Source organism: Saccharopolyspora sp. ID03-671, from assembly GCF_045278815.1.
Taxonomy (GTDB): domain Bacteria; phylum Actinomycetota; class Actinomycetes; order Mycobacteriales; family Pseudonocardiaceae; genus Saccharopolyspora; species Saccharopolyspora ipomoeae.
On the sequence record NZ_CP134054.1, the window covers coordinates 4769659 to 4792026 of the forward strand.

Sequence of the window (22368 nt, forward strand, 5' to 3'; positions counted from 1 at the left end):
AACCAAGAGTGAACATGGACTGGTCAACTCGGACATAACGGAGGTGATCGACGTGGCCGACAGGTCGAGCGCTTCGGCTTCGAAGCCGTGGGTTCGCTGGCAGGACTGGGCCGGGGTCGTTCTCGGCGCCTACCTCATCCTCGCCACCATGTGGACGTCGACGAACGGTTCCGCGATGTCGGCGATGATCGTGCTGGGCGCGCTGCTGCTCATCGCGAGCGTGTGGTCGCTGGCGATGCCGGGATCGATGACCAGCGAGTACAGCCACATGCTGCTCGGCGTCCTGCTGTTCATCTCCCCGTGGGTCCTCGGCTACACCGAGATGATGGCGGCGTCGTGGACCTCGTGGATCGTCGGCGTGCTGGCCGTGATCGCCGGTGCGGCGGCACTACCCGAAGCCAATGCGAGCCACCGCGGAATCGCGGGGCAGCACTGATCCCCACCACCGCACCGCTCCGTCCCGCGAAGCGTTCGGCGCGGGTGCGAAGCGGTGACGAGCAGGAAGTGCACGGTTGCGACAATCGCGCGGCCCGGCGGTAATCTCCGGGCCGCGCTTTCGCGTTCAACCCGCCAGGAGGAGGTCGGGCGCACATGTCGAACGAGGTGGGCGAACGAGCCCGTCGACGCCCGTCCACTTCGGACCCCGACGACGATCGCGGTGCGAGCACCCGCGAGCGCATCCTCACCGCGGCCGGTGAGCTGTTCGCCCAGCACGGTTTCAACGCGACCCCGACCTCCCGCATCGCCGAGCGCGCCGAGGTCCCCAAGGGACTCATCCACTACTACTTCCGCCGCAAGCAGGACCTGCTGGCCGCGCTCGTGGAACGGCTGCCCGACGAAGAGGTGGAGTCCGACGCCCTCGTCGTGCGCGGCGACGTCGCGGGCAGCCTCCGGCGGCTGGTGAGCGAGCTCGACGCCCGACTGGAGTCGTCGATGCTGCTCAGCCACCTGCTGTGGCGGGAAGCCGACACCCACGACGCGGTGCGCCAAGCCATGCAGCAGCGCTTCGGCGTCGTCGTCGAGCAGATCCGCCGGGTCATCGAGCTGGCCATGCCGCGCGGGCTGGCGGGCTGCGACATCGAGGCGGCCGCCATGCTGCTCGCCCGGGTGATCAACCACCGGCACTCGGTCGCCCGCCACCGCACCGAGGATGACGAGCTGGACCGCGAGATCGGGTTCATCGCCAAGGCCCTCGAACTCGGCGCTGCGGTCGAGCCCGCCTGACGCGCTCTCGGCCTTGTGGCCGGGCGTTCGCGGCACTAGACATTCCGGCAGGTGATCACTGCGGGAGGTTGGGGTGGGCATTGGGCGCGTTCGCTTTTCCCGTCGGCAAGGACTCATCGCGACCGGATTCGGCATCGCCGGGGCGGGTGCCATGACCTCGGTCGGTGACGCGACGCCCGACCCGGCGTCCTACCCCGTGACCGGGCTGGCCGAGGCGGTCGAGCTCATCGAGGACCGCTACGGCGTTCCGCACCTCTACGCCCGCAGCGAGGAGGACCTGTTCCTCGCGCAGGGCTTCAACGCGGCGAGGGAACGTCTCTTCCAGATCGACCTGTGGCGGCGGCGCGGCCTGGGCCGGCTCGCCGAGGTGCTCGGCGCCGACTACGTCGAGCAGGACCGCGCGACCAGGCTGTTCCTCTACCGCGGCGACATGGACGCCGAGTGGGCGCGCTACTCCGACGACGCCCGGCTCGTCGCCACCCGGTTCACCCGGGGCATCAACGCCTACCTCGACTGGCTCGACGAGCACCCCGAGCGGATCCCCGAGGAGTTCGGCGTCCTCGGCTACCGGCCCGCGCGCTGGGAACCGGCCGATGTGGTGCGCATCCGCAGCCACGGTCTCACCCGCAACCTGGAGAGCGAGGTCGAGCGCTCCCGCGTGGTCTGCGCGGCGGGCGTGGAGGCCGACCTCGTCCGCCAGGGCCTGCAGCCCGAGCACCGCACCGTCGTCCCGGACGGGTTCGACCCCTGCGCGCTGCCCGACGACGTGCTGGACGTGTTCGACCTGGCCACCCAGGACGTCGAGTTCCGGGAAGGTTCCATTCGCCGCGTCCCCCGCGACGCCACCAGCGAGGGCAGCAACAACTGGGTCGTCGGCGGCGAGCGCACCGCGACCGGACGTCCCGTGCTGGCCAACGACCCGCACCGCGCCTACTCGACGCCCTCGTTGCGCTACATCGCGCACCTGTCCGCGCCGGGGCTGGACGTGATCGGCGCGGGGGAGCCCGCGCTGCCCGGCATCTCCATCGGCCACAACGGCACGATCGCCTTCGGGCTCACGATCTTCCCGATGGATCAGGAGGACCTCTACGTCTACGAGCTCGACCCGGCCGACGCGACCCGCTACCGCTACGGCTCGGGCTGGGAGTCGATGACGGTGCTGCGCGAACCGGTCCGGGTGCGCGGCGAAGCCGATCGCGAGGTGGAACTGGCCTTCACCCGGCACGGCCCGGTCATCCGCGTCGACCGGCAGCGCAACCTCGCCTACGCGGTGCGCACCGCGTGGCTGGAACCGGGCATGTCGCCCTACTTCGGCAGCATCGCCTACATGCGGGCGCGGAACTTCACCGAGTTCACCCGCGCCATGCGCAACTGGGGCGCGCCCACCGAGAACCAGGTCTACGCCGACGTGGCGGGAAACATCGGTTGGGTCCCGGGTGGTCTGGCGCCCAAGCGCGTCGGCTACGACGGGCTGCTGCCGGTTCCCGGCGACGGCCGCTACGAGTGGGACGGTTTCCACTCGGGCGACGACCTGCCGCGGGTGCTCAACCCGGATGAGGGGTTCATCGCGACCGCCAACCAGTTCAACCTGCCCGCCGGGCACCAGAACCTGGGGCTCGGCTACGAGTGGACCAACCCGTTCCGCCACCAGCGGATCGTGGAGGTCCTCTCCGGCCAGCGCCGGCACGCGGTCCGGGACTCGGAACTGCTGCAGAACGACCAGTTGTCACTGCCCGCCCGCCGGATCCAGGCGCTGCTGTCCGGTGTGGACAGCGGCGAGGCGGATCTGCGCCGCGCGCTGCGGCTGCTGCGCGACTGGGACGCGGTGGTGGGGGCGGATTCCGCGGCGGCGGCCCTGTTCGAGGTGTGGAGGTCCAAGCACCTGGGGCCGGGTTTCGCGCGCGTCGCGGTCCCGAAGGCCGCCGCGCACATCGAGGCCGTCGACGACCTCGTCATGCTCACCGAGCTGGAGAGGCCGGGACGCTGGCTGCCCGACGCCGCGGCCCGCGACCGGCTGCTGCTGGACACCCTGCGCACCGCCTACGCCGAGGTGCGCGAGCGCCTGGGTCACGCCGAGACCACGTGGCGGTGGGGACGACTGCACCACAGCTACTTCGCGCACCCCGCCTCTGGCGCTTTCAGCGAGCACCAGCGCGCCCGCTTCGACGTCGGCCCGTTCCCGCGCGGCGGTTCGTCGGCGACGGTGAACCAGTCCGCCTACCGCGTCAAGGATTTCCGCCAGACCAACGGTCCGTCGTTCCGGATGGTCCTCGACGTCGGCGACTGGGACCGTTCGGTCGCGGTGAACACACCGGGCCAATCCGGCAACCCGTCCGACCCGCACTACCGGGACCTCGCCGAGCGCTGGCGCAAGGGAACCTACTTCCCACTCGCCTACACCCGGGATGCGGTCGAAAGCCTCGCGGAACGACGAATCCTCCTCGTCCCGGCGTGATGGGGCTCCCGACGTGACGGGGAGGAGGCGTGACGGCGGCGGGTCCTCTTCGGACCCGCCGTCCGCGTTCGGGGATCAGTGGCCGGTGGCGGCCGGTTCGACGAGTTCGACGAGAACTCCGCCGGCGTCCTTGGGGTGGACGAAGTTGATGCGGCTGTCCGCGGTGCCGCGGCGGGGTGCGTCGTAGAGGAGGCGCAGACCCTTGGCCTTCAGCGCGGCCATCGCGGCCTCGACGTCGGTGACCCGGTAGGCCAGCTGCTGCAGGCCGGGGCCGTTCTTGTCGAGGAACTTGGCGATCGTGGAGTCCTCGCGCAGCGGTGCGAGCAGCTGGATCTGGGTCGCACCGGTGACATCGCCCGGGGCGCGCAGCATCGCTTCGCGGACGCCCTGCTCCTCGTTCTCCTCGGAGTGCGCCACCTCCAGGCCGAAGGTGTCGCGCTGGAACGCGATGGCCTCGTCGAGGTCGGGGACCGCGATGCCCACGTGATCGATTGCCGTGACCAGGTCGTTCAGTTCCGCTCGCATGGGTCGCAGCGTAACCGTCGCGGAAACCGTGGGAAAAGCGGCGAAATCCGAAGATCGGATTGCCCCAACAGGCGGAGTCGGGTGCTCTGATCCAGAGGCGAGCATGTGGACCATTCACGTGGAAGGGGTTGAAGTGGTCAGACGCAACGGAAACGCAGACTCGCCGGGGCAGTCCTCGCCTTCGGCATCGCCGCCGCGACAACGGCTCCCCTCGCTCACGCGGCCGGCGATGACGGGACCATCAGCGGCGGTGGTGGGCCCAACCCGCGCGCCGAGCAGATGAGCCGCGATCGCGGCTGGGTCGTTCCCCTCGCACCGCTGCACTTCGGCGCCGAGCCGTACGAGGCGGTCGAGACCGCGGCCGCCACCGCGGCGGGGGAGGCCGACTGCAGCATCAGCACCACCGCCGCCACCTACCTGACGCTGTCCACGACATGGCCGGAAGTGTCCCCGTCCGGGGCCTCCCCATCGCCGATGACGCTGTCCCGCTACGACGACCAGGCCTCGCTGGCCGACCCCGAGCAGCGGGCCGAAGGGCTGTTCTTCAACCCCGGCGTCGGAATCTGGCAGCTCGACTCCGCGGGGCTCGGCGCGAAGGAAACGGCCGCCACCGCCATCGACAGCTCCAGCGCGGCCGCCGCGATGGCTCCCCGAATGGTCGGCAAGTACTGCTCGGCGATCAACGCCGGCAACAGCGAAGCCCAGGCGCGCGCCTCCGCCTGGGGCGACTGGCACGCCTGCGACTCCGGCGCCTGCGAGGACGTCTACCAGCGGCTCAGCTCCGACGGCGTCACCAAGGACGACGGAGTCGACCGCTACGGCGGCGCCGAGATGCGCACCTGCACCTTCGAAGGCGCCGAGTACGACTGCCTCTACGTCGACCCGGCCGAAGCCCAGGGCGAGGACGCCTGGACCTCCCCCGACTACGGGCCCGCCCCGGTGCCCGCCCCCTTCTACGCCTTCACCTACACCGAGGACGGCGTGGACTACGAGGTCCGCTACTGGCTCAAGGGAGACTCCGGCGCCGACACCGACGTGTCCGCCTCCCGGGAACTGGGCGTGGACGCGCGCAGCAAGCTTTCCTGGGCGGAGGAGTCGTCGCTGTGCGACGCCACGACCGGAACCGGCAACTGCTGAGCCCGTTCCTCCCGAGCCGCCGCGGGGCCCGGGGCCGGTGTGAGCATGGGAACCTTCCTGTCACCCCGGCCCCGGCGAAACCGCAGGACGGGAACCTTTCGCTCACCCGCCCACCGCGCTTATGGCGGTCGTCACAGGCGGTGCCCGCGCGGTTCGCGGGTATGGTCCCCAGGGCGTTCGCGGGTGATGATGGGTGCGAAGCCGAGAACGTTTGTGTCGACGATGACCGGGAGGCAGTCGTGAGTGGTTCTGTGATCGTTGCGGGCGCGCGGACCCCGATGGGACGACTGCTCGGTTCGCTCAAGGACTTCTCCGGTGCGCAGCTGGGCGGGGTCGCGATCAAGGCCGCGCTGGAGCGCGCCGGTGTCGCGCCCGAGCAGGTCGAGTACACGATCATGGGCCAGGTGCTGACCGCCGGAGCCGGTCAGATCCCGGCCCGCCAGGCAGCGGTGGCCGCCGGCATCCCGATGGACGTGCCCGCGCTGACCATCAACAAGGTCTGCCTGTCCGGGCTCGACGCGATCGCGCTGGCCGACCAGCTCGTCCGCGCCGGTGAGTTCGACATCGTCGTGGCCGGTGGCCAGGAGTCGATGACCCAGGCGCCGCACCTGCTCACCGGGTCCCGCGAGGGCTTCAAGTACGGCGACACCACGATGCTCGACCACATGGCCCACGACGGTCTGTTCTGCGCGTTCGACCAGGTCGCGATGGGTGTGTCGACCGAGAAGCACAACTCGCGCCACGGGCTGACCCGCGAGGAGCAGGACGCGTTCTCCGCCCGTTCCCACCAGCGCGCGGCGGCCGCGATCGCCTCCGGAGCGTTCGCCGAGGAGATCACCCCGGTCGAGATCCCGCAGCGCAAGGGCGACCCGGTGGTGTTCGACACCGACGAGGGCGTGCGCGGTAACACCACTGTCGAGACGCTCGGCAAGCTTCGCCCGGCCTTCGCCGCCGACGGCACGATCACCGCGGGCTCGGCCTCGCAGATCTCCGACGGCGCCGCCGCGGTCGTGGTGATGAGCAAGGCCAAGGCGCAGGAGCTGGGTCTGGACTACCTGGCCGAGATCGGCGCGCACGGCGTGGTCGCCGGGCCGGACGCGAGCCTGCACGAGCAGCCGTCCAACGCCATCGCCAAGGCCTGCCGCAAGGCCGGGGTCGAGGCCGGTGACCTGGACCTCGTGGAGATCAACGAGGCTTTCGCGGCGGTCGGCATCGTCTCGACCCGCCAGCTGGGCATCGACGAGGACAAGGTCAACGTCAACGGTGGCGCGATCGCGCTGGGACACCCGATCGGCATGTCCGGTGCCCGGCTGGCCCTGCACCTGGCGCTGGAGCTCAAGCGGCGCGGGGGCGGAACGGGTGCCGCCGCGCTGTGCGGCGGCGGTGGCCAGGGTGACGCGCTGCTGCTGAACGTCCCGTCCGCCTGATCCGGGTTTCCCCGGTAAATCCCTGAGAGGGACCCGGGGATTTGCCCACCTCCATGATCAACTGTCTGGTTCGTGGCTACCCTGGAACGCATGAGATGGCTTCCAGGCGGATGGCAACGAGCTGATTGGAGCGAGCCGACGCGCACGATCCCGCGCGGCACCGCTCGCTACACCTCGGGGCGCCCGGCGGCGGAGCCGCACCGCCCGCCGGCCGGGGCGCCCGCGCCCACGCTGCTCGGTGCCGACGCCCACGACGTCGACGTCAGCGCCGCGGGTTTCCGCTCGCTGCTCATCGGCGGCGGCATCAGCGGCCTGGGCACCGTGCTGATCGCGGCGACCCTGGTCAACAACGGCAGCACCGCGGGCATGTGGTTCTGGCAGCTGGTCTTCGGCGTCGCGTTCCTGTGGTTCGTGATGGGCTCGCGCGGCATGCTGCGCGGACGCGGCTTCCTGATCGACCGCAGCGGCTTCTACGCGCGCACCATGGGCGAGGTCGTCGGCGTCGACTGGCGAGAGATCCAGGCCGTGGGCATCGGAGCGCTGCCGTGGGTGGAGAACAAGCGCCCGGTGAACCCGGAGCGCCGTCGTGCGCTGGAGATCTACCCGGCCGACGCGGGCTTCGCCGAACGGCACCCCGAGCTCGACCGCTGGTGGGTCGAGGAACCGCCGACCGTGCAGGGGCTGCCGCCGGACCGCTACCGCTTCCACCTGCCGCCGTTCAGCAGGCTCCCGAAGGACCTCGAAGCCGCGATCAAGGACATCGCTCCGCAGAAGTGGGTCGGCCAGTACCGGCGTCACCTGCCTCGTCCGCCGCAGGGCTGAGCCCCAGGCTGTCGATCGGGTCGGCGCTGACCAGCTGCGGGTCGTCGACCGAGAAGGTCCGCGCCACGCCCCGGCCGGTGGCCGCGGTCTCGAAGCGGACCGTGACCCGGCCGTGCCCGGCGCCCTGCACCCAGCCGTGACCGCGTTCGGCGTGGTGGACGTCGTCGCCGGCCCGCCACTGCCGCGTCGCGGGCCCCGGGGTCTCGACCGGGTCGGGCGCTTCGGCCTCCGGCTGCGCGGCGTCGTCCGGGTCGGCGGGGTGGTCGAACAGCGACTCCTGCTCGGAGGTCGCCAGACCCGAGTACGAGACGCCCACCAGCCGCACGGGCGTGCCCGGTGGCACGGCGATCGGCAGGAGGCGGCGTGCCGCGGCCGAGAGGGTGTGGAGTTCGCTGGTCGCGGAGGAGAACGTCTCGGCCCGGCTGATCGTGGTGAAATCCGAGTCGCGCACCTTCAGCGTCACCGTGCGCGCGGCGCGCCCGGACGACACCAGCCGCCGGTGCGCGTTCTCGGCCTGCCCCATCACCTCGGCGAGCAGCATTGCGCGGTCGGTGATGTCGGTGTCGAAGGTCGTTTCCGCGCTGACCTGCTTCGCCTCGGCGCGCTCGGCCACCGGGTGGTCGTCGATGCCCTGGGCCAAGCGGTGCAGCTCACCGCCGACCGCCTGCCCGAGCAGCGAGGTCACGTCCTGCGGGTGCAGCGCGGCGAGCTCACCGATGGTGCTGACGCCGATGCGGTGCAGCTTGGACTCGGTGACCGGACCGATGCCCCACATCTTGCGCACCGGCAGCGCCCACAGCAGTTCCAGCTGCTCCTCGGGCGGCACCACCAGCATGCCGTCGGGTTTGGCCAGACCGGACGCGATCTTCGCCAGCTGCTTGCCCGGGCCCGCGCCGATCGAGGCCACCACCCCGACCTCCCGCTGCACGCGGGCGCGCAGCGCGGCCGCGAATTCCTCGACCTGCCGGGTCGAGGCCCCGGCGAGCTCGGTGGGTTCGAGGAACGCCTCGTCGACCGACACCTGCTGCACCACGTCGGAGACCTCCCGCACGATCTCCAGCACGTGCCGGCTCACCGCTTGGTAGACGCGGAATCGCGGCGGCAGCACCACCGCGATCGGGCAGCGGCGGCGCGCCTCGCCCATCGGCATCGCCGACTTCGCCCCGTACTCGCGGGCCTCGTAGCTGGCGCCGGCGACGGTGCCCCGCGGCCCGAGCCCGCCCACCAGCACCGGACGTCCCCGCACGGTGGGCCGGGTGAGTTGCTCCACGGACGCGAAGAACGCGTCCATGTCCATGTGCAGCACCCACCTCATGGGGTTCATTGAACTCGAACGGACCGACAACGGCCCGCAAGGCAGGGCCGTGAGCGCCGTCCCGGGTCCGGATCGGGGGAACCTCGCGATCAGCGTGACCGGTGCAGGGGAACCTTCCTGTCACGCTGCGGCCCGGCGGGGTCAGCGCAGGCGCGCCCAGGCGTAGGTGGTCATGGCGTCTCGGAGGTAGGCGGCCATGCCCTTGGGCTTGCGGCGTTCGATGCGGTGCCGGAACTTCGGCTGGTTGACGTACATCTCGGCCAGCCGCAGGTACGAGGCGCGGTCGGGGGTCCAGAAGTGGCCGAGCCACTGGTAGTGGTCGTGCACGACCTGCTGGGTGCGGGGGTCGTTGCTGGGGACGCCGGTGGCGAACAGCTCGGCGACCGCGGAGCTGATCCGCTGCCAGTCCTGGCCGATCTTGCGTGCGATGGCCTGCTTCTGCGCGGGGCTGATGTTCCCGGCGCCGGCGGGGGTGAGGCTTCCGATCAGCGCGGTGCCGTCCTCGACCGCCTCGGTCTGTTCGAGAGCGGCGCTCCCGGACAGGTTGTTCGGCTGCACGGCATCCCCCTTGCTTCGATCACGCGCGCACCACGCGTTCCACACGGCCAACGGGCAGTGACGACCGAAGACTCTTTCGAGCGAATTGCGTCAACTGCCCGTGGCACAGTAGCGGAGGCGATCGGACGCGGTGCGTGATCCACCGGATCCGCGACCAGTCTGTGACTGCCACGCGGAGTCCGAGCAGCGGAGGTCAGTCCTGCGGGCGGTCGTCCTGCTCCTGGTCCTGCTTCGCGGCGGGTTCGCGCGGTGAGAGGAACACCACGCCCTTGTCCAGGTCCAGCGGACCCCCGGGATCGTGCTTCCGGGACACGCCGTCCTGATCGCCCTCGTGCTTGAGCTTGCGACCGGGGAACATCTCACCGATTGCGGCCATGCCCCCACGGTAACCGCGAGCTGCGACGACGCGCAGGTGTGACAGGAAGGTTCCCGTGCTCGCGCCGCACGGCCCGCGGGACGAAGGTGCCCGCCTCACCGCGGCGAGACGGGCACCTCCCGATCAACCGATCGGGATCAGCACTGCGACTTGTAGAAGTACTGGGCCTGCTGGTCCATGTTGTCGCGGGTGATGGAGATCATCTCCGTTTTGGTCTCCCGCTCCACCGGCTGACCCTTGATCGCCGAGATGGCGCGCTTGACGCCCTCCTGGCCGATCTTGCCGGGGTTCTGCGCGATGAGGGCCTGCACCCGACCGTTGCGCAGGTCGTCGACCTGCTTGGGGCTGGCGTCGAAGCCCACCAGCTGCACCTGGCCGGACTTGCCCGCGTTTGACAGCGCCGTGCCCGCTCCCTCACCGGTGTTGAGGTTCGTGCCGAACACGCCCACCAGGTCCGGGTTGGCCGCCAGGGTCGAGGACACGATCTGCGCGGCGGTCGCCGGCTCGTTCTCGGTGTACTGGGTGGGCAGCAGCTTCAGGTTCGGGTGCTTGCGGATCTCGTCCTCGAAACCCTTGGCGCGCTCGTCGGTGGTGGAAGTGCCGGCCTTGGTGTTGAGCGCCAGGACCGAACCGCCCTTGCCGCCCAGCAGCTGCACCAGCGTCTGCGCCGCCAGCTGCCCACCGGCGTAGTTGTCCGAGGACAGCGAGGTGACCGCGACGGACCGGTCCTCCAGCGCGGTGTCGACCTCGACGACCTGGATGCCGTTGCCCTTCGCCTGCTGCAGCGGAGCCGCCAGGGCCTTGTCGTCGGTCGGAGCGATGATCACCGCGCCCGGCTTGCTGCTGACGATGCCGCCGAGGATCTGCGACTGCTCGGCCTGCTCGAACTTCTCCGGCGCCTGCGCGTTGAGCTGGTAGCCCTGCGCCGCGGCCTCCTGCTGCGCGGCGCACTCGACGGAGACGTAGAACGGTTCCCCTCGCTGACCGGTGATCAGGGCCAGGTTCTTGTTGTTCGGGTCGGTCTGCCCGCCCGAATCACCGATCTGCCCGGAACCGCAGCCGGCCAACAGCAGTGCCGCAGCGCCCAGCGCCAGCAGTCCCTTGTGCGTTCTCATCGAAACGACCTCCACACGACTCTGTGTTGAAAAAGGCTTCGGTTCCAAGGAATCGGTTTGTCAACGAGCTGGGGTTCTCACCGGCTGTTGCGGGCTCGCCGCCGCCGCTGGTCCAGGTAGACCGCGGCGACCAGGACCGCCCCGACGGCGATCGGCTGCCAGAACGGGCGAACACCGGCCATCACGAACCCGGCGTCGAGCACCGCCGGGATGAAGATGCCGATGACGCTGCCGAGAATCGACCCGATGCCGCCGAACAGGCTGGTCCCGCCGAGCACCACCGCGGCGATCGAGTTGAGGTTGTCGTTGCTGTGGCCGCTGATCGTGGTCGTGCCGAAGTAGGCCAACGACATGAACCCGGCCAGACCCGCCAGCACACCGGTCAGCGCGTAGACCACCACGAGGTGGCGGGTCACCTTGATGCCACTGCGTCGAGCGGCCTCGGCGTTGGAACCGATCGCGTAGGTGTAGCGGCCGAAAACCGTGGTGTGCAGCAGCCACCACGCCAGCAGCGTGATGATCGCGGCCAGGATCACCAGGTTCGGCACCACCCCGAACGACGTTCCGGTGCCCAGCGTGGTGCGCAGCACCGAGGGAACCGTGCGCACGTCGACGCCGTTGGTCAGCAGCTGCGCGGCACCCAGCGCCGCGCCGAACGAGCCGAGCGTGACGATCAGCGCGGGCACCCGCGCCACCGCCACCAGCAGGCCGTTGAGCAGACCCCACACCGCGCCGCCGAGCAGCGACACGACCAGGCCGATGACGATCACGCCCCACCCGGCGCCGGTGGCGTCACCGCCGCTGAGCGCTTCCATGGTCATCGCCGAGACGACCCCGGCGAACACCAGAACCGACCCCACCGACAGGTCGATCCCGGAGGTGATGATCACGAAGGTCATGCCGACCGCGAGCATCAGCAGCGGAGCGGCCTGCACCAGCAGGTTCTGCACGTTGAACAGGGTCAGGAACGCGTCCGGGCGCAGCGCGCCGAACAGCACGCACAACGCCACCAGCACCAGGCCGGTCCACACCGTGTTGGAGCCGGCCAGCCGCGAGCGCAGGCTCGCGGTCTTGTCGTCCGGCGTCTGCTGCACCGGGGTCTCGGCGGAGGTCTTCTGCGGAGTGGGCATCAGCTCGCGTCCTCCTGGGCCAGGGCCCCGGTCATCGCACCGACCAGGTCCTCCAACTGGGCTTCGGCGGCCTTGAACCGGGCGACGCGGTTGCCCAGGCGCAGCACCTCGACGCGGTCGGCGACCGAGAGCACCTCGGGCATGTTGTGGCTGATCAGCACGACGGCCATGCCGGTGTCGCGGACGCGGCGGACGACGTCGAGGACGCGTTCGCGCTGCACCACACCCAGCGCGGCGGTGGGTTCGTCGAGGAACACCAACCGGCTCGCCCACGCCACCGAGCGCGCCACCGCGACGCTCTGGCGCTGGCCGCCGGAGAGGGAACCGATCGGCACCGACAGGTCCTGCAGCGACACCCCGAACTTGGCGAACTGCTCGGTCGCTTCGGCGCGCATCTTCGCCTTGTCCAGCATCCCGATCTTGCCGAGCAAACCCGGTTTGCGGATCTCGCGGCCGAGGAACAGGTTCGCGGCCGGATCCAGGTCCGGCGCCACGGCCAGGTCCTGGTAGGCGGTTTCGATCCCGTGACCGCGGGCTGCGGTCGGGGAGTCCAGCGACACCGGTTCGCCGTTGACCAGGATCTGGCCCGAGTCGGGCTGTTCCACCCCGGACAGGCACTTCACCAGGGTCGACTTGCCCGCACCGTTGTCGCCGATGAGCGCCACCACTTCACCGGGGTGCACGGTGAAGGACGCTCCGCGCAGCGCCTCCACGCTGCCGTAGCGCTTGACGAGGTCGCGTGCTTCGAGAAGGGGTTCGGTCATGCGTGGCTCCCAGCTGACGGAGGTCTGCACAGCACGGTGGTGAGGTCGCCTTCGATTCGGGTCGCCCCCGCGGCGTGCGGCACGACGGCGGTGGTGCCCCGGTTGAGCTGCAGAGGGGAACCTTCCGCGCAGTGCAGCTCGCCGCTGCCGTCGAGGACGATCAGCACCCCGAATGACGGGTCCAGTTCGGCCGATCCGTGCAGGCGGTCCGCGCGGAAGAACGGTGCGGCGTCATCGGCCAGCAGCGGAACGCGTCCTTCACCCGCATCGCCGGTGCGCTTGATCAACGACGACAGGAGCGCGTCGTCGAACCGGGTGCGGTTGACGGTTTCCAGGGCGGTGGCGGTCTCCAGGCCGAGGAACGCGCTCTCGGCGTCGGACAGGAATCCCCGCCATTCCAAGGTGATCGAGAAGTCGGTGGGTTGCTGCAGCTCGACGATGAACACCCCGGCGCCGATGGCGTGCGGTGTGCCCGCGGGCACGTGCACCGTGTCGCCCGGTTTGACCGGGATCTCGTTCAGCGAGCCCAGCATCGCCGTGGAGTCCTGGGTGCGCACCCACTCGGCGACGGTCTCCGGTGACACGTCGTCCCGGAAACCCAGGTGCACCACGGGGTTCGGACCGCTGGTTCCCACCACGATCCACGCCTCGGTCTTGCCGAAGCGCGAACCCAGGTGCTGCTGGGCGAAACCGTTGTCGGGGTGGCAGTGCACCGGCAGCCGCTGCCCGGCGTCGAGCAGCTTCACCAGCAGCGCGGTGCTGTCGCCGAAGGTCGAGGTGTGCTCGGCTCCCAGCCAGGCCCGCGGGTCGGCGCTGACGGCGTCGCGCAGCAGCCTCCCGTCGGGCAGGCGGGAGAGCCCGGACTCGTCGTGCCCGAAGCGGGCGGTGGTGGAGGCGACCCAGTCCTCGGGGCCGAACTCGCTGTCGTGACCACCGCCGCGCAGCGCGGCGATCGACGCGCCACCCCGGTAGAACTGCCGGGGCTGGTTCGCCGGCAGGGCCGTGACCCGCGCGGGAGGTGAACCGTGGACGGAACTCAACGCACTACCTCTCCAGAGCCTCGGACCAGCAGCCTGGTCGGGACGACCACGCGACCGGGCGGCGAGGTGTCGCCGTCCAGCCGCGCGAACAGCAACTCGGCCGCGGACTTGCCCAACGCCCAGGTGTCGTGGGTGACCACGGTGATCGGTGGATCCAGCAGGTCGGCCAGTTCGAAGTCGTCGAAGCCGACCAGCGCCGGGCGGTCCGGCCGTCCGGCCAGCGCCCGCAGCGCGTGCACGGTGATCCGGTTGTTGCCGGTGACCAGCGCGGTGGCGTCGCGCAGCGGCCCGGACAGGGCTTCGGCGACGGTGGTGTCGTCGTGCGGGCCCATCACGACCAGGTCGGCGTCGAAGGGGACACCGGCCTGGGCGCAGCCTTCCCGGAATCCGCGCAGCCGCTCGGCCGCGGTGTGGATGTCGGGGGAGTCGCCGAGGAACGCGATGCGGCGGTGCCCGTGGTCGGCGAGGTGCCGCGCCGCCTGCGCGGTGCCGCCGGCGTTGTCGATGAGCACCGCATCGGCGTCGAGGTTGCCCGGTGGTCGGTCGACGAACACCACCGGTGTTCCGGCGTTGATCTCGTGCGCGATGTAGCCGTGCTGGTGACCTGCGGGAACGACGACGAGTCCGTCGACGCGCCGCGAGCAGAACTCCAGGACCAGCTCCCGCTCGCGGGTGGGGTCCTCGTCGGAGGAACCGGTGAGCACCTGCTTGCCCTGGACGCGGGCGATTTCCTCCACCGCGCGGGTCAGCACCGAGTAGAAGGGGTTGGCCAGGTCTTCCAGGACCAGGCCGAGCGTTCCGGTTCCGGTGCCGCGGCGCAGGTTTCGGGCGCTGACGTTGCGGCGGAACCCGAGCTGGTCGATCGCCGACAGCACGCGCTGCGCGGTCACCGGGTGCACGCCGGCCTCGGCGTTGACGACGCGGGAGACCGTTTTGACGCTCACGCCGGCCAGCCGCGCCACGTCGGTCATGGTGGCACGACGAACGTTCCTCGAATCAGACAACGTTGTCATGATGTCGCGGATTGGACCCCGCGGAAGATCGCCGTGTCAACGCCAGGAGGCCGAACCTGCTGCAGCCGGATGCGCGGAATGCTCTGCTCGGCCCAGCCGGTGGAAGGGCTCTTTTCGCGCGCGGGAGATGGGAGAAAGGTTCCCTCGCTCCCGTTTCGTCGGTGTGAAGGTCGTGGTCAAGGCGCCCGACGGCGGCAACCGGTGCGGCTGATCGATGCTCGCCGTGTCCAAAAACGACAGGAACGGCGCTGCGCGTTGACCTGGTCGGCGACGGCCCGCGACGGTGGTGCTGCGTGGCTTGACAAGGTTGTCCAGGTGCGGAGATGACGATGCTTCCAGGCATGTCCAGAAGGTCCGTGTTGCGCGCGTTGGGTGCCGTCGCGGTGGCAGGTGGGACGATCTCGACCACGGCCGGTCCGGTTTCGGCTCAGGGGAGCTGGAAACCGGTCGCCGACACCGTCCGCGAGGAATACCTGTGGGCGTGGCGCCACTACGTCGATCGCGCTCTCGGCGCCGATCACATCAAGCCGATCTCCGGTGGTCGGGAGGACTTCTTCGTCGAGGGCCACTCGGTGGGGTTGAGCCTGGTCGAGGCGGTCGACACGCTGTGGCTGATGGAGGCCGACGACGAGGTCGCCCTTGCCGTGCAGTGGATCGTCGACCACCTGGACTTCGACATCGACGCGCCGTTCCAGGCCTTCGAGACCAACATCCGCATGGTCGGCGGGCTCGCCGCCGCCTACCACTGCACCGGTGATTCCCGGCTGCTCGATCGCGCCAAGGACATCGCCGACCGGCTGCTGCCGGCCTTCACCCGGTCACCGACGGGACTGCCCTACCGGTACGTGAACCTGGCGACCGGGCAGGTCAGCGACCCTGAGACCAACATCGTCGAGATCGGCACCTACATCGCCGAATTCGGCGTCCTCACGCAGTGGACCGGGGATTCCCGCTACTACGACCTGGCGAAGCGGGCGATGCGCGTCGCCTACGACAACCGCACCGAACTCGGCCTGCTGCCGCACGACATCAACGCCGAGACCGGCCGGTGGCGCAACCGGCAGGCCACCATCGGCCCGCCCGGAGACTCCTACTACGAGTACCTCTGGGACGGGTACCGGCTCTTCGGCGACCCCGACCTCAAGCAGTGGTACGACACCCTCACCGAGGCGATCCTGACGCGGCAGGCCGAACGGCGGGACGGGCTGTTGTGGTTCCCGCAGGTCGACGCGTTCACCGGGGAGGTGCTCAGCCGCGAGCAGAGCGTCCTCGCCGGTTTCTACGCGGGACTGCTCGCCGAATCCGGCCATCTCGCCGAAGGCCGCGCCTACCACGACGCGTTCTCCGTCGTGCAGGACCGCTTCGGCGTGATCCCGACCTTCGTGGACTACTCGACGATGACCGCCACGCGCGTCGACAACGCGCTGCGCCCGGAGTTCGCGGACTCGGCGCTGATGCTGTGGCTGGCCACCGGCGACGAGGTGTTCCGCGAACGCGCCCGCATCCACTTCGAGAACATGCGGAGCACGTCCAAGACGACCTACGGTTTCGCGTCCCTGGCCGACGTGACGGCCACGCCACCGTCCCAAGAGGACACGTGCCCGGGCTACTGGTGGTCGGAGCAGATGAAGTACTACTGGCTGCTGTTCTCCGACACCCCGCGCCTCGACTACCGGGACAACTACCTGAGCACCGAGGCGAACCTGCTGCGGGGAGCGCGGCGCTGACCTGAGCATGGGAACCTTCCTGCCACCGCGGTGACAGGAAGGTTCCCATGTGCGCTGCGCCGCGCGGATACGCTGGTGTCATGGCCGATCACGTGCTGGTGGTGACCACCACCGATTCCGAGGAATCCGCCGCCGAGCTCGCGCGGGGTGTCGTGGAGGCGCGGTTGGGGGCGTGCGTGCAGGTCGTGCCGATCCGCAGCTTCTACGTGTGGGACGGCGCGGCTCAGGACGACCCGGAGTGGCAGCTGCAGATCAAGACCTCCGGTGGCAGGTTGGACCCCCTCATCGCGCACCTGAAGGCCCATCACGGCTACGACGTGCCCGAGATCATCGCGACGCCGATCGTCGGCGGGAACCCGGACTACCTGACGTGGGTCGACGAGCAGACCACTCCACCGTCCCCGTGACGCGCGCCACCAGGCACACTCGCTAGGAGGTGCCGTGCAATCGGAAGTGGGGTCGACGTGCCGCGTGGCTATGGCGGGTGGTTCCGGCTGGTGGCGATCGCCGAGGCGTTCTCCTGGGCGGGTCTGCTGGTGGCGATGGCGTTCAAGTACGGGCTCGGCTGGCCGCTGGGCGTGACCATCATGGGTTCCGTGCACGGAGCCATGTTCACCGCGTACGTGCTGATCACGCTGGTCGTGTTCAGCCCGCTGCGGTGGCGCTTCTGGACGTTGGCGCTCGCCCTGGTGGCCTCGGTGCCGCCGCTGGCCACCGTGTGGTTCGAGCGCTGGGCCCAGCGGAAGGGCCTGCTCACCGAACCGGAGTCCGATGCGCCGACCTTCTGGGGGCAGGTCCGCTACGCCCTCAAGGAGCTGAACTAGAAGTCGCCCGCCGCGTGGCGGACCTTGCCGAGGAGTTCGGTCAGCTGCTGGGTCTGGCGCTCGGTGATGCCGCCGAGGCCGAAGTCGATCTGGTTGACCGCGTCGGTGGCCTTCTGCATGAGGTTGCGGCCCTCGTCGGTGATCTCCACCAGGGTGGTGCGCCGATCGGTCGGGTGCGGGACGCGGCGGACCAGTCCGTCCTGCTCGAGCCGGTCGACGATGTTGGTGACGCTGGTGGGGTGCAGCTGCAGCCGGTCACCCATGACGCGCATCGGCAGGCTGCCGCGCTTGGAGAAGGTCAGCAGCACCAGCGCTTCGTAACGCGCGAAGGTCAGGTTGTGCGGGCGCAGCGCGTTGTCGACGGCGGACTGCAGGATCTGCTGCACGCGCATCACGCTGGTCACCGCGGCCATCGTCGTGGACGGGCCGATCCGCTCTGCCCAGGTCTCGGCCGCGCGCGCGATGGGGTCGAAGGGCAGTGGACCACGGGAGCTCATAACCACCGACGCTAGCAGCGCGAGAGTGCGAGCCCGATGGCTGTGCTGCTAGTACTTCTTCTAGGACTCATGTCAACGTGGATCAGGCGATGGGAGCGGACGTGCTGGTGGCCTTCAGTGTTGCCCCGAGCGGTGCCGGTGAGAGCGACAGCGTCAGCGAGGCGGTCGCAGCCGCGGTGAAGGTGGTGCGGGATTCCGGTCTGCCGCACGAGACGACCTCGATGTTCACCACGATCGAGGGCGAGTGGGACGAGGTCATGGACGTGGTCAAGCGGGCCACGGAGGCGGTCTCGGCGCACGCGCCGCGCACCAGCCTGGTGCTCAAGGCCGATATCCGCCCCGGGCACACCGGGCAGCTGCGGGAGAAGGTCGAGCGGGTCGAGCAACATCTCCGGGAACAGTAGGTGAACGCGGAACGGGGGTGGTGTCGTCATCGACACCACCCCCGTTGTCACGTCAGGCTTGCGACTGACGTCAGCCCTGCGGGTGGTCGACCACCGGGGCGTTGACGCACTCGCTGCTCTGCGGCGACAGGACCGGGACGACGACGCCGATGGCGGCACCCACGTTGTTGCCGCAGGCCTGCACCGGGACGGCGCTGATGTTGTTGTCGTCCAGCAGGTTGACGCCGTCGTTGTCGGCGGTGTCAGCGAACGCGGCGCTGCCCAGGGTCACGATGCTGAGGGCGGCGACGCCGGCGGCACCGGCAACACGAGTTGCAATACGCACTGTTTCGAACCTCTCGTTGAACTACTGGCCGAAGGTCCCCCACGAGAGACCCCGCAACCCACGGAGGACAGCAGTCCCTCGTGGGCTCTGTGTCCTCTTCGGCGATCACTGCGGGGATACCTGAGGGGTTGATCGCCAACACCACCTTTTCGAGTGGCTTCGTTCACCGGTTCGAATTGATCTCTGATGTTCTCGGCGTGTCGGGTCGAGCGCATTCGGTGACCCGGCCGCCGCCCGGACGTGACCTTGTGGCGCGCCGTGCGAGAAAGGTTCCCCGCATCGCCCGCCCACGCACCACGCCGCTGGTCGGACGTGTCAGGATGGACGCGTGACGAGGCCGGATCCACGCCAGAACGCAGCAGCCATGTCCGCCGCGATGTCGGGCGCGGTCGACCTGTCGGCACTCAAGAACCGTGCCGAGGCCGCCGCGAACTCCGCCGCCCAGCCGCCCGGTGGTGGCGACGGCGCGGCCGGGCAAGCCCACCCGGCGATCATCGAGGTCACCGAGGCCGACTTCCAGGCCGAGGTGGTCGAGCGGTCCCTGCAGGTCCCGGTCGTCGTTGACCTGTGGGCCACCTGGTGCGAGCCGTGCAAGCAGCTGTCCCCCGCGCTGGAGAAGCTCGCGCTCGAAGGCAACGGTTCCTGGGTGCTGGCCAAGATCGACGTCGACGCCAACCCGCGCATCGCGCAGCTGTTCCAGGTGCAGTCGGTGCCGATGGTGATCGCGGTGGCCGGCGGCCAGCCGGTCGACGGGTTCGCCGGAGCGCAGCCCGAGCCGCAGCTGCGCGAGTGGATCAGCTCGCTGCTCAACGCCCTGCGCGACCAGCTGCCCGGCATCCGCGCGGCCGAGGAGGGCGCCGCGGCGGCCGAGCCCGAAGAGGAGCCCGAGGACCCGCGGTTCACCGCCGCCGAGGACGCCCTGGAGAACGGCGACTACGCCGCGGCCGAGGCCGCCTACCAGCAGATCCTCGACAGCGAGCCGAACAACGAGCAGGCCAAGGCCGCCCTGATGCAGGTGCGGTTCATGGCGCGCGCCGAGCAGGCCGACCCGTCGGCCGTCGAGCGCGCCGACGCGGCCCCGGACGACATCGACGCCCAGCTCGCCGCAGCCGACGCGGAGGTCGCATTCGGCAAGGTCGAGGAGGGCTTCACGCGCCTGATCCAGACCGTCAAGCGCACCTCGGGCGACGACCGCGACCGCGTGCGCACGCACCTGGTCGAGATGTTCGAGATCTTCCCGGACGGCGACGAGCGGGTCACCAAGGCCCGCCGCAACCTCGCCAGCGCCCTGTTCTGATCAGCGCGCCGTTCCAGCGCGCGAACGCCCTCGGCACCACCACCGGTGTCGGGGGCGTTCGCGCGTCCCGGTGGGAGAAAGGTTCCCTTCCACCGCTCACGCCGGGTCCAGCAGGCGTTCGCGGAGCGCGGCCAACCCCTCCTCCCCGAGCCCGGCGGTGCGCAGGTAGTCGGTGAAGTCGCGGCCGCCGAGAACCTCGTCGAGGGCTCGGCCCTCGGTGGTGCCCCGCTCGGCGAGGAATGCCCGGATCTTCGGGGTGTCGTCACCCAGCCCCGCCATCGCGCACAGCTCCGCGCGGCGCTGGTGGCTCAGCGCGTAGTCCTCGGCGATGTCGGCCGCGCTCACCCCGAGCGAGGCGAGCAGGACCAGCACGATCAGCCCGGTGCGGTCCCGGCCGCCGCCGCAGTGCAGCAGCACGCCGCCCGGCTCGGCGCGGACCAGCGCGTCGACGACCTCGGCGACGCGTCCGGGGAACCGGTCCAGGAACGGCCCGTAGTACAGGGGCGTGCCGCTGAACACCCCGCCCCACCGGTCCCAGAACTCGGTGTCGGACGGATCGTCCAGCGGGATCCGGATGGTGGTCATCCCGGCCGGGCGCGGGCCCCGATCGGGTTCGGCCTCGTCCTCGCCGGTCAGGTCGATGATCGTGCGCACCCCGTGCCGCTGAACGTCGCCCCAGCCCGATGCGCTCAAGTTCGCCGGGTGTTCGGCGCGCACCACCGCACCCCAGCGGGTCCGCCCGCCCGCAGCGGCCAGACCGCCCAGGTCGCGGGCGTTGACGAGACCGTCGAAGTCCAGGATCCGCTGTCGGCTCATGTTCTGGGGACGTGCGGGCCCGCGCGGGGTTGTCCGAGAACGCCTCAGCCGTCGTACTTCGTCGTGCAGGGGGACAGGCCCTCCTGCACGCCGACGCGGAACGCCTCCACCCGGGCGAAACCGACCGGGACCTGGTCACCGTTGACGTTCGCCGAGATCAGGCTCTCGTCACCGAGCAGCGCCGACACGCCCTCGTCGATGTCCTGCGGCACGATCCGCAGCTTGCCGACGGGGTTGCGCTGGCCGATCGGATCTTCCACCAGCAGCCCGCTCCACGCGCCCACCATGCACGCCGTGCGCAGCCCGGCGGCCTCGTCGTCGAGGGAGTAACCCGCCGCCTTCTGCACCGACAGCGCGTACCGGGAGGCGACCTGGGCGTAGGCGGCGAAGTCGCCGTACCCGGCGGACTGGCTGTTCTTGCTCGGCGGGGTCGCGATCTCGCGCAGCTCCGGCACGTTCAGCGAGATCGTGTTCGTCTCCGAGCAGTACGAGGCGGGAGACGTCGGTTGCCGGCCGGAGCACGTCTTGGGGTCGTTCACGATCTCCGGCGGCTCGACCCCGGTGTCCCGGAAGACCGCGTGCAGGCTGTCCGCGACCGCCCGCAGGCTCCGGTCGTCGATGGGCAGCTCGGTCTCCTGCTGGGCGGGCTTCCAGTTCTGGAACAGCGTCGTGCGCTGGGTGACCTCCTCGTTGGTCATCTCCGCGCAGCGCTGCGGACCGTCGCTGAACCCGTACTGGAAGGCGCTGACCCGGTCGAAAGCGGTGCCGTGCGCGTTGCTGCCGGTGAAGTCCGAGGTCCCCGGTGAGTCCCGGATGAAGTTGAGCACGCCCATGACCTCGTTGAGGCCCGAACCGGTGGACACCTGGAAGTACTGCGACGACCCCTCGGCGACGTGCCGGAAGTAGGCGCCGGTGAAGCAGTCCGCCTGCTGCTCCAGCACGATGACGGGATCGTTCTGCTCAACGGTGCCCGCCCGGTGCTGCACGGCGTGACCCATCTCGTGCGCCAGCACGGTCACCACCGCCAGCGGCCCGAAGCTGTTGTTGAGCTGCGGCAGCAGCGTTCCGCGGTCCCAGGCGACGAGGTCCTCGGTCGGGCAGTAGAAGGCGTTGACCATGCCCGCGGTGTTCTGCCCGCACAACGGGCCGCCGGGAGCGCCCGAGTCGTAGGAGATCAGGCGTTTGAGGGGCTCGAACTTCTTGCCGCGGAACGCGTCCGGGAAGGCTTCGGCCCAGTAGGCGTCGACGTCGGCGACCGCGTTGCGCGCGATCTTGTCCATCTCGCCGTTGTCGGTGCCCTCCACCGGAAGCGGGGCCTGCGGCGCACCGTCCTTCGGCCCGCTCGGCCCGTCGGCGGCGGGCAGCCCGGCCACGCTGGTCGTCGAATAGCCGCCCAACGTGGTGGGAACACCGCTGATGACCTGAGAACACCCGCTGACCAGCGATGCGCAGGTGAATGCCGAGATCACGGCACCGAGGATCCGCCTCCGCCGCGAACTTGCCGTCGCCACCACTCCACGCGCCCCATCTCGCCGCCGGTACCGAATTCGTTCGCACCGGGCTGGTCGCGCGGCCCG

At 70.2% G+C, this 22368-nt stretch carries 24 protein-coding genes; 11 read left to right on the plus strand and 13 right to left on the minus strand.

The window, feature by feature from the left end; all coding sequences use genetic code 11:
- Positions 1 to 52: 52 nt before the first annotated feature.
- The 3 genes from REH65_RS22100 (at position 53) to REH65_RS22110 (ending at position 3679) form a co-directional block, all read left to right on the plus strand.
- The gene (locus REH65_RS22100; RefSeq protein ID WP_406688920.1) at positions 53 to 436 is read left to right on the plus strand and encodes an SPW repeat protein; all 384 of its coding nucleotides are present in this window, start codon (positions 53 to 55) and stop codon (positions 434 to 436) included.
- A gap of 155 nt (positions 437 to 591) precedes the next feature.
- Entirely contained in the window at positions 592 to 1224 is a 633-nt protein-coding gene (locus REH65_RS22105) for a TetR/AcrR family transcriptional regulator (protein ID WP_406688921.1), read from the plus strand.
- Positions 1225 to 1375: 151 nt separating this feature from the next.
- A complete protein-coding gene (locus REH65_RS22110) occupies positions 1376 to 3679 on the plus strand; it encodes a penicillin acylase family protein (protein ID WP_406688922.1) in 2304 nt (767 codons plus the stop codon).
- 75 nt (positions 3680 to 3754) lie between these two features.
- On the opposite strand, the gene mce is transcribed toward REH65_RS22110, so the two are convergent.
- A complete protein-coding gene (mce, locus tag REH65_RS22115; protein WP_406688923.1) occupies positions 3755 to 4204 on the minus strand; it encodes a methylmalonyl-CoA epimerase in 450 nt (149 codons plus the stop codon).
- A gap of 279 nt (positions 4205 to 4483) precedes the next feature.
- On the opposite strand from mce, the gene REH65_RS22120 reads away from it, so the two are divergent.
- The 3 genes from REH65_RS22120 to REH65_RS22130 all read left to right on the plus strand — a co-directional run bounded on the left by REH65_RS22120 (position 4484) and on the right by REH65_RS22130 (position 7590).
- Positions 4484 to 5341 (plus strand): hypothetical protein, encoded by an 858-nt coding sequence (locus REH65_RS22120; protein ID WP_406688924.1) that lies wholly within the window; start codon positions 4484 to 4486, stop codon positions 5339 to 5341.
- Positions 5342 to 5580: 239 nt separating this feature from the next.
- The gene (locus REH65_RS22125) at positions 5581 to 6768 is read left to right on the plus strand and encodes an acetyl-CoA C-acetyltransferase (protein ID WP_406688925.1); all 1188 of its coding nucleotides are present in this window, start codon (positions 5581 to 5583) and stop codon (positions 6766 to 6768) included.
- 90 nt (positions 6769 to 6858) lie between these two features.
- Entirely contained in the window at positions 6859 to 7590 is a 732-nt protein-coding gene (locus REH65_RS22130; protein ID WP_406688926.1) for a hypothetical protein, read from the plus strand.
- On the opposite strand, the gene REH65_RS22135 is transcribed toward REH65_RS22130, so the two are convergent.
- From REH65_RS22135 to REH65_RS22170, 8 genes are all read right to left on the minus strand, one after another.
- On the minus strand, positions 7520 to 8905 hold the full coding sequence (locus tag REH65_RS22135; protein WP_406688927.1) for a DNA polymerase IV: 1386 nt from the start codon (positions 8903 to 8905) through the stop codon (positions 7520 to 7522). The two genes, REH65_RS22130 and REH65_RS22135, sit on opposite strands and share 71 nt — an antisense overlap.
- 141 nt (positions 8906 to 9046) lie before the next feature.
- A complete protein-coding gene (locus tag REH65_RS22140) occupies positions 9047 to 9463 on the minus strand; it encodes a TipAS antibiotic-recognition domain-containing protein (RefSeq protein WP_281455015.1) in 417 nt (138 codons plus the stop codon).
- 193 nt (positions 9464 to 9656) lie between these two features.
- Positions 9657 to 9839 carry a hypothetical protein gene (locus REH65_RS22145; protein WP_406688928.1) on the minus strand — a complete coding sequence of 61 codons (183 nt, stop codon included), beginning with the start codon at positions 9837 to 9839 and terminating at the stop codon, positions 9657 to 9659.
- Positions 9840 to 9976: 137 nt separating this feature from the next.
- A complete protein-coding gene (locus REH65_RS22150; RefSeq protein WP_406688929.1) occupies positions 9977 to 10954 on the minus strand; it encodes an ABC transporter substrate-binding protein in 978 nt (325 codons plus the stop codon).
- 77 nt (positions 10955 to 11031) lie between these two features.
- On the minus strand, positions 11032 to 12084 hold the full coding sequence (locus tag REH65_RS22155) for an ABC transporter permease (protein ID WP_406688930.1): 1053 nt from the start codon (positions 12082 to 12084) through the stop codon (positions 11032 to 11034).
- On the minus strand, positions 12084 to 12848 hold the full coding sequence (locus REH65_RS22160; protein WP_406688931.1) for an ATP-binding cassette domain-containing protein: 765 nt from the start codon (positions 12846 to 12848) through the stop codon (positions 12084 to 12086). The genes REH65_RS22155 and REH65_RS22160 overlap by 1 nt, the downstream gene beginning before the upstream one ends.
- Entirely contained in the window at positions 12845 to 13888 is a 1044-nt protein-coding gene (locus REH65_RS22165) for a class I mannose-6-phosphate isomerase (protein ID WP_406688932.1), read from the minus strand. The genes REH65_RS22160 and REH65_RS22165 overlap by 4 nt, the downstream gene beginning before the upstream one ends.
- On the minus strand, positions 13885 to 14859 hold the full coding sequence (locus REH65_RS22170) for a LacI family DNA-binding transcriptional regulator (protein ID WP_406688933.1): 975 nt from the start codon (positions 14857 to 14859) through the stop codon (positions 13885 to 13887). The genes REH65_RS22165 and REH65_RS22170 overlap by 4 nt, the downstream gene beginning before the upstream one ends.
- A 383-nt stretch (positions 14860 to 15242) precedes the next feature.
- Here REH65_RS22170 and REH65_RS22175 point away from each other — a divergent pair, with 383 nt between their 5' ends.
- The 3 genes from REH65_RS22175 (at position 15243) to REH65_RS22185 (ending at position 17452) form a co-directional block, all read left to right on the plus strand.
- Positions 15243 to 16628 carry a glycoside hydrolase family 47 protein gene (locus tag REH65_RS22175; protein WP_406688934.1) on the plus strand — a complete coding sequence of 462 codons (1386 nt, stop codon included), beginning with the start codon at positions 15243 to 15245 and terminating at the stop codon, positions 16626 to 16628.
- Between the two features lie 80 nt (positions 16629 to 16708).
- Positions 16709 to 17035 (plus strand): divalent-cation tolerance protein CutA, encoded by a 327-nt coding sequence (cutA, locus tag REH65_RS22180; RefSeq protein WP_281455008.1) that lies wholly within the window; start codon positions 16709 to 16711, stop codon positions 17033 to 17035.
- A gap of 57 nt (positions 17036 to 17092) precedes the next feature.
- Positions 17093 to 17452, plus strand: a complete 360-nt coding sequence (locus REH65_RS22185; protein ID WP_406688935.1) for a DUF3817 domain-containing protein — start codon at positions 17093 to 17095, stop codon at positions 17450 to 17452.
- On the opposite strand, the gene REH65_RS22190 is transcribed toward REH65_RS22185, so the two are convergent.
- Positions 17449 to 17949 (minus strand): MarR family winged helix-turn-helix transcriptional regulator, encoded by a 501-nt coding sequence (locus REH65_RS22190; RefSeq protein ID WP_406688936.1) that lies wholly within the window; start codon positions 17947 to 17949, stop codon positions 17449 to 17451. The two genes, REH65_RS22185 and REH65_RS22190, sit on opposite strands and share 4 nt — an antisense overlap.
- Positions 17950 to 18050: 101 nt before the next feature.
- Here REH65_RS22190 and REH65_RS22195 point away from each other — a divergent pair, with 101 nt between their 5' ends.
- The gene (locus tag REH65_RS22195) at positions 18051 to 18353 is read left to right on the plus strand and encodes an MTH1187 family thiamine-binding protein (RefSeq protein ID WP_093413563.1); all 303 of its coding nucleotides are present in this window, start codon (positions 18051 to 18053) and stop codon (positions 18351 to 18353) included.
- Between the two features lie 70 nt (positions 18354 to 18423).
- On the opposite strand, the gene REH65_RS22200 is transcribed toward REH65_RS22195, so the two are convergent.
- A complete protein-coding gene (locus REH65_RS22200) occupies positions 18424 to 18678 on the minus strand; it encodes a hypothetical protein (RefSeq protein ID WP_281455005.1) in 255 nt (84 codons plus the stop codon).
- A 376-nt stretch (positions 18679 to 19054) separates the two neighbouring features.
- On the opposite strand from REH65_RS22200, the gene REH65_RS22205 reads away from it, so the two are divergent.
- On the plus strand, positions 19055 to 19975 hold the full coding sequence (locus REH65_RS22205) for a tetratricopeptide repeat protein (protein WP_406693213.1): 921 nt from the start codon (positions 19055 to 19057) through the stop codon (positions 19973 to 19975).
- A gap of 96 nt (positions 19976 to 20071) precedes the next feature.
- Here the strand turns inward: REH65_RS22205 and REH65_RS22210 are convergent, their stop codons facing one another.
- Positions 20072 to 20791 carry a tyrosine-protein phosphatase gene (locus REH65_RS22210; protein WP_406688937.1) on the minus strand — a complete coding sequence of 240 codons (720 nt, stop codon included), beginning with the start codon at positions 20789 to 20791 and terminating at the stop codon, positions 20072 to 20074.
- Between the two features lie 44 nt (positions 20792 to 20835).
- Positions 20836 to 22260: a neutral zinc metallopeptidase gene (locus REH65_RS22215; RefSeq protein WP_406688938.1), complete on the minus strand. Its 1425-nt coding sequence runs from the start codon at positions 22258 to 22260 to the stop codon at positions 20836 to 20838.
- Positions 22261 to 22368 lie beyond the last annotated feature (108 nt).

What these genes read in the sequence shown, in the direction of transcription:
- REH65_RS22190 (WP_406688936.1), bottom strand. Translation starts at nt 17,949, where the DNA reads ATGAGCTCCCGTGGTCCACTGCCCTTCGACCCCATCGCGCGCGCGGCC.
- REH65_RS22205 (WP_406693213.1), top strand. Translation starts at nt 19,055, where the DNA reads ATGTCGGGCGCGGTCGACCTGTCGGCACTCAAGAACCGTGCCGAGGCC.
- mce (WP_406688923.1), bottom strand. Translation starts at nt 4,204, where the DNA reads ATGCGAGCGGAACTGAACGACCTGGTCACGGCAATCGATCACGTGGGC.
- REH65_RS22150 (WP_406688929.1), bottom strand. Translation starts at nt 10,954, where the DNA reads ATGAGAACGCACAAGGGACTGCTGGCGCTGGGCGCTGCGGCACTGCTG.
- REH65_RS22145 (WP_406688928.1), bottom strand. Translation starts at nt 9,839, where the DNA reads ATGGCCGCAATCGGTGAGATGTTCCCCGGTCGCAAGCTCAAGCACGAG.
- REH65_RS22210 (WP_406688937.1), bottom strand. Translation starts at nt 20,791, where the DNA reads ATGAGCCGACAGCGGATCCTGGACTTCGACGGTCTCGTCAACGCCCGC.
- REH65_RS22120 (WP_406688924.1), top strand. Translation starts at nt 4,484, where the DNA reads ATGAGCCGCGATCGCGGCTGGGTCGTTCCCCTCGCACCGCTGCACTTC.
- REH65_RS22155 (WP_406688930.1), bottom strand. Translation starts at nt 12,084, where the DNA reads ATGCCCACTCCGCAGAAGACCTCCGCCGAGACCCCGGTGCAGCAGACG.
- REH65_RS22110 (WP_406688922.1), top strand. Translation starts at nt 1,376, where the DNA reads ATGACCTCGGTCGGTGACGCGACGCCCGACCCGGCGTCCTACCCCGTG.
- REH65_RS22160 (WP_406688931.1), bottom strand. Translation starts at nt 12,848, where the DNA reads ATGACCGAACCCCTTCTCGAAGCACGCGACCTCGTCAAGCGCTACGGC.
- REH65_RS22135 (WP_406688927.1), bottom strand. Translation starts at nt 8,905, where the DNA reads ATGAGGTGGGTGCTGCACATGGACATGGACGCGTTCTTCGCGTCCGTG.
- REH65_RS22105 (WP_406688921.1), top strand. Translation starts at nt 592, where the DNA reads ATGTCGAACGAGGTGGGCGAACGAGCCCGTCGACGCCCGTCCACTTCG.
- REH65_RS22170 (WP_406688933.1), bottom strand. Translation starts at nt 14,859, where the DNA reads ATGACCGACGTGGCGCGGCTGGCCGGCGTGAGCGTCAAAACGGTCTCC.
- REH65_RS22175 (WP_406688934.1), top strand. Translation starts at nt 15,243, where the DNA reads ATGTCCAGAAGGTCCGTGTTGCGCGCGTTGGGTGCCGTCGCGGTGGCA.
- REH65_RS22130 (WP_406688926.1), top strand. Translation starts at nt 6,859, where the DNA reads ATGAGATGGCTTCCAGGCGGATGGCAACGAGCTGATTGGAGCGAGCCG.
- cutA (WP_281455008.1), top strand. Translation starts at nt 16,709, where the DNA reads ATGGCCGATCACGTGCTGGTGGTGACCACCACCGATTCCGAGGAATCC.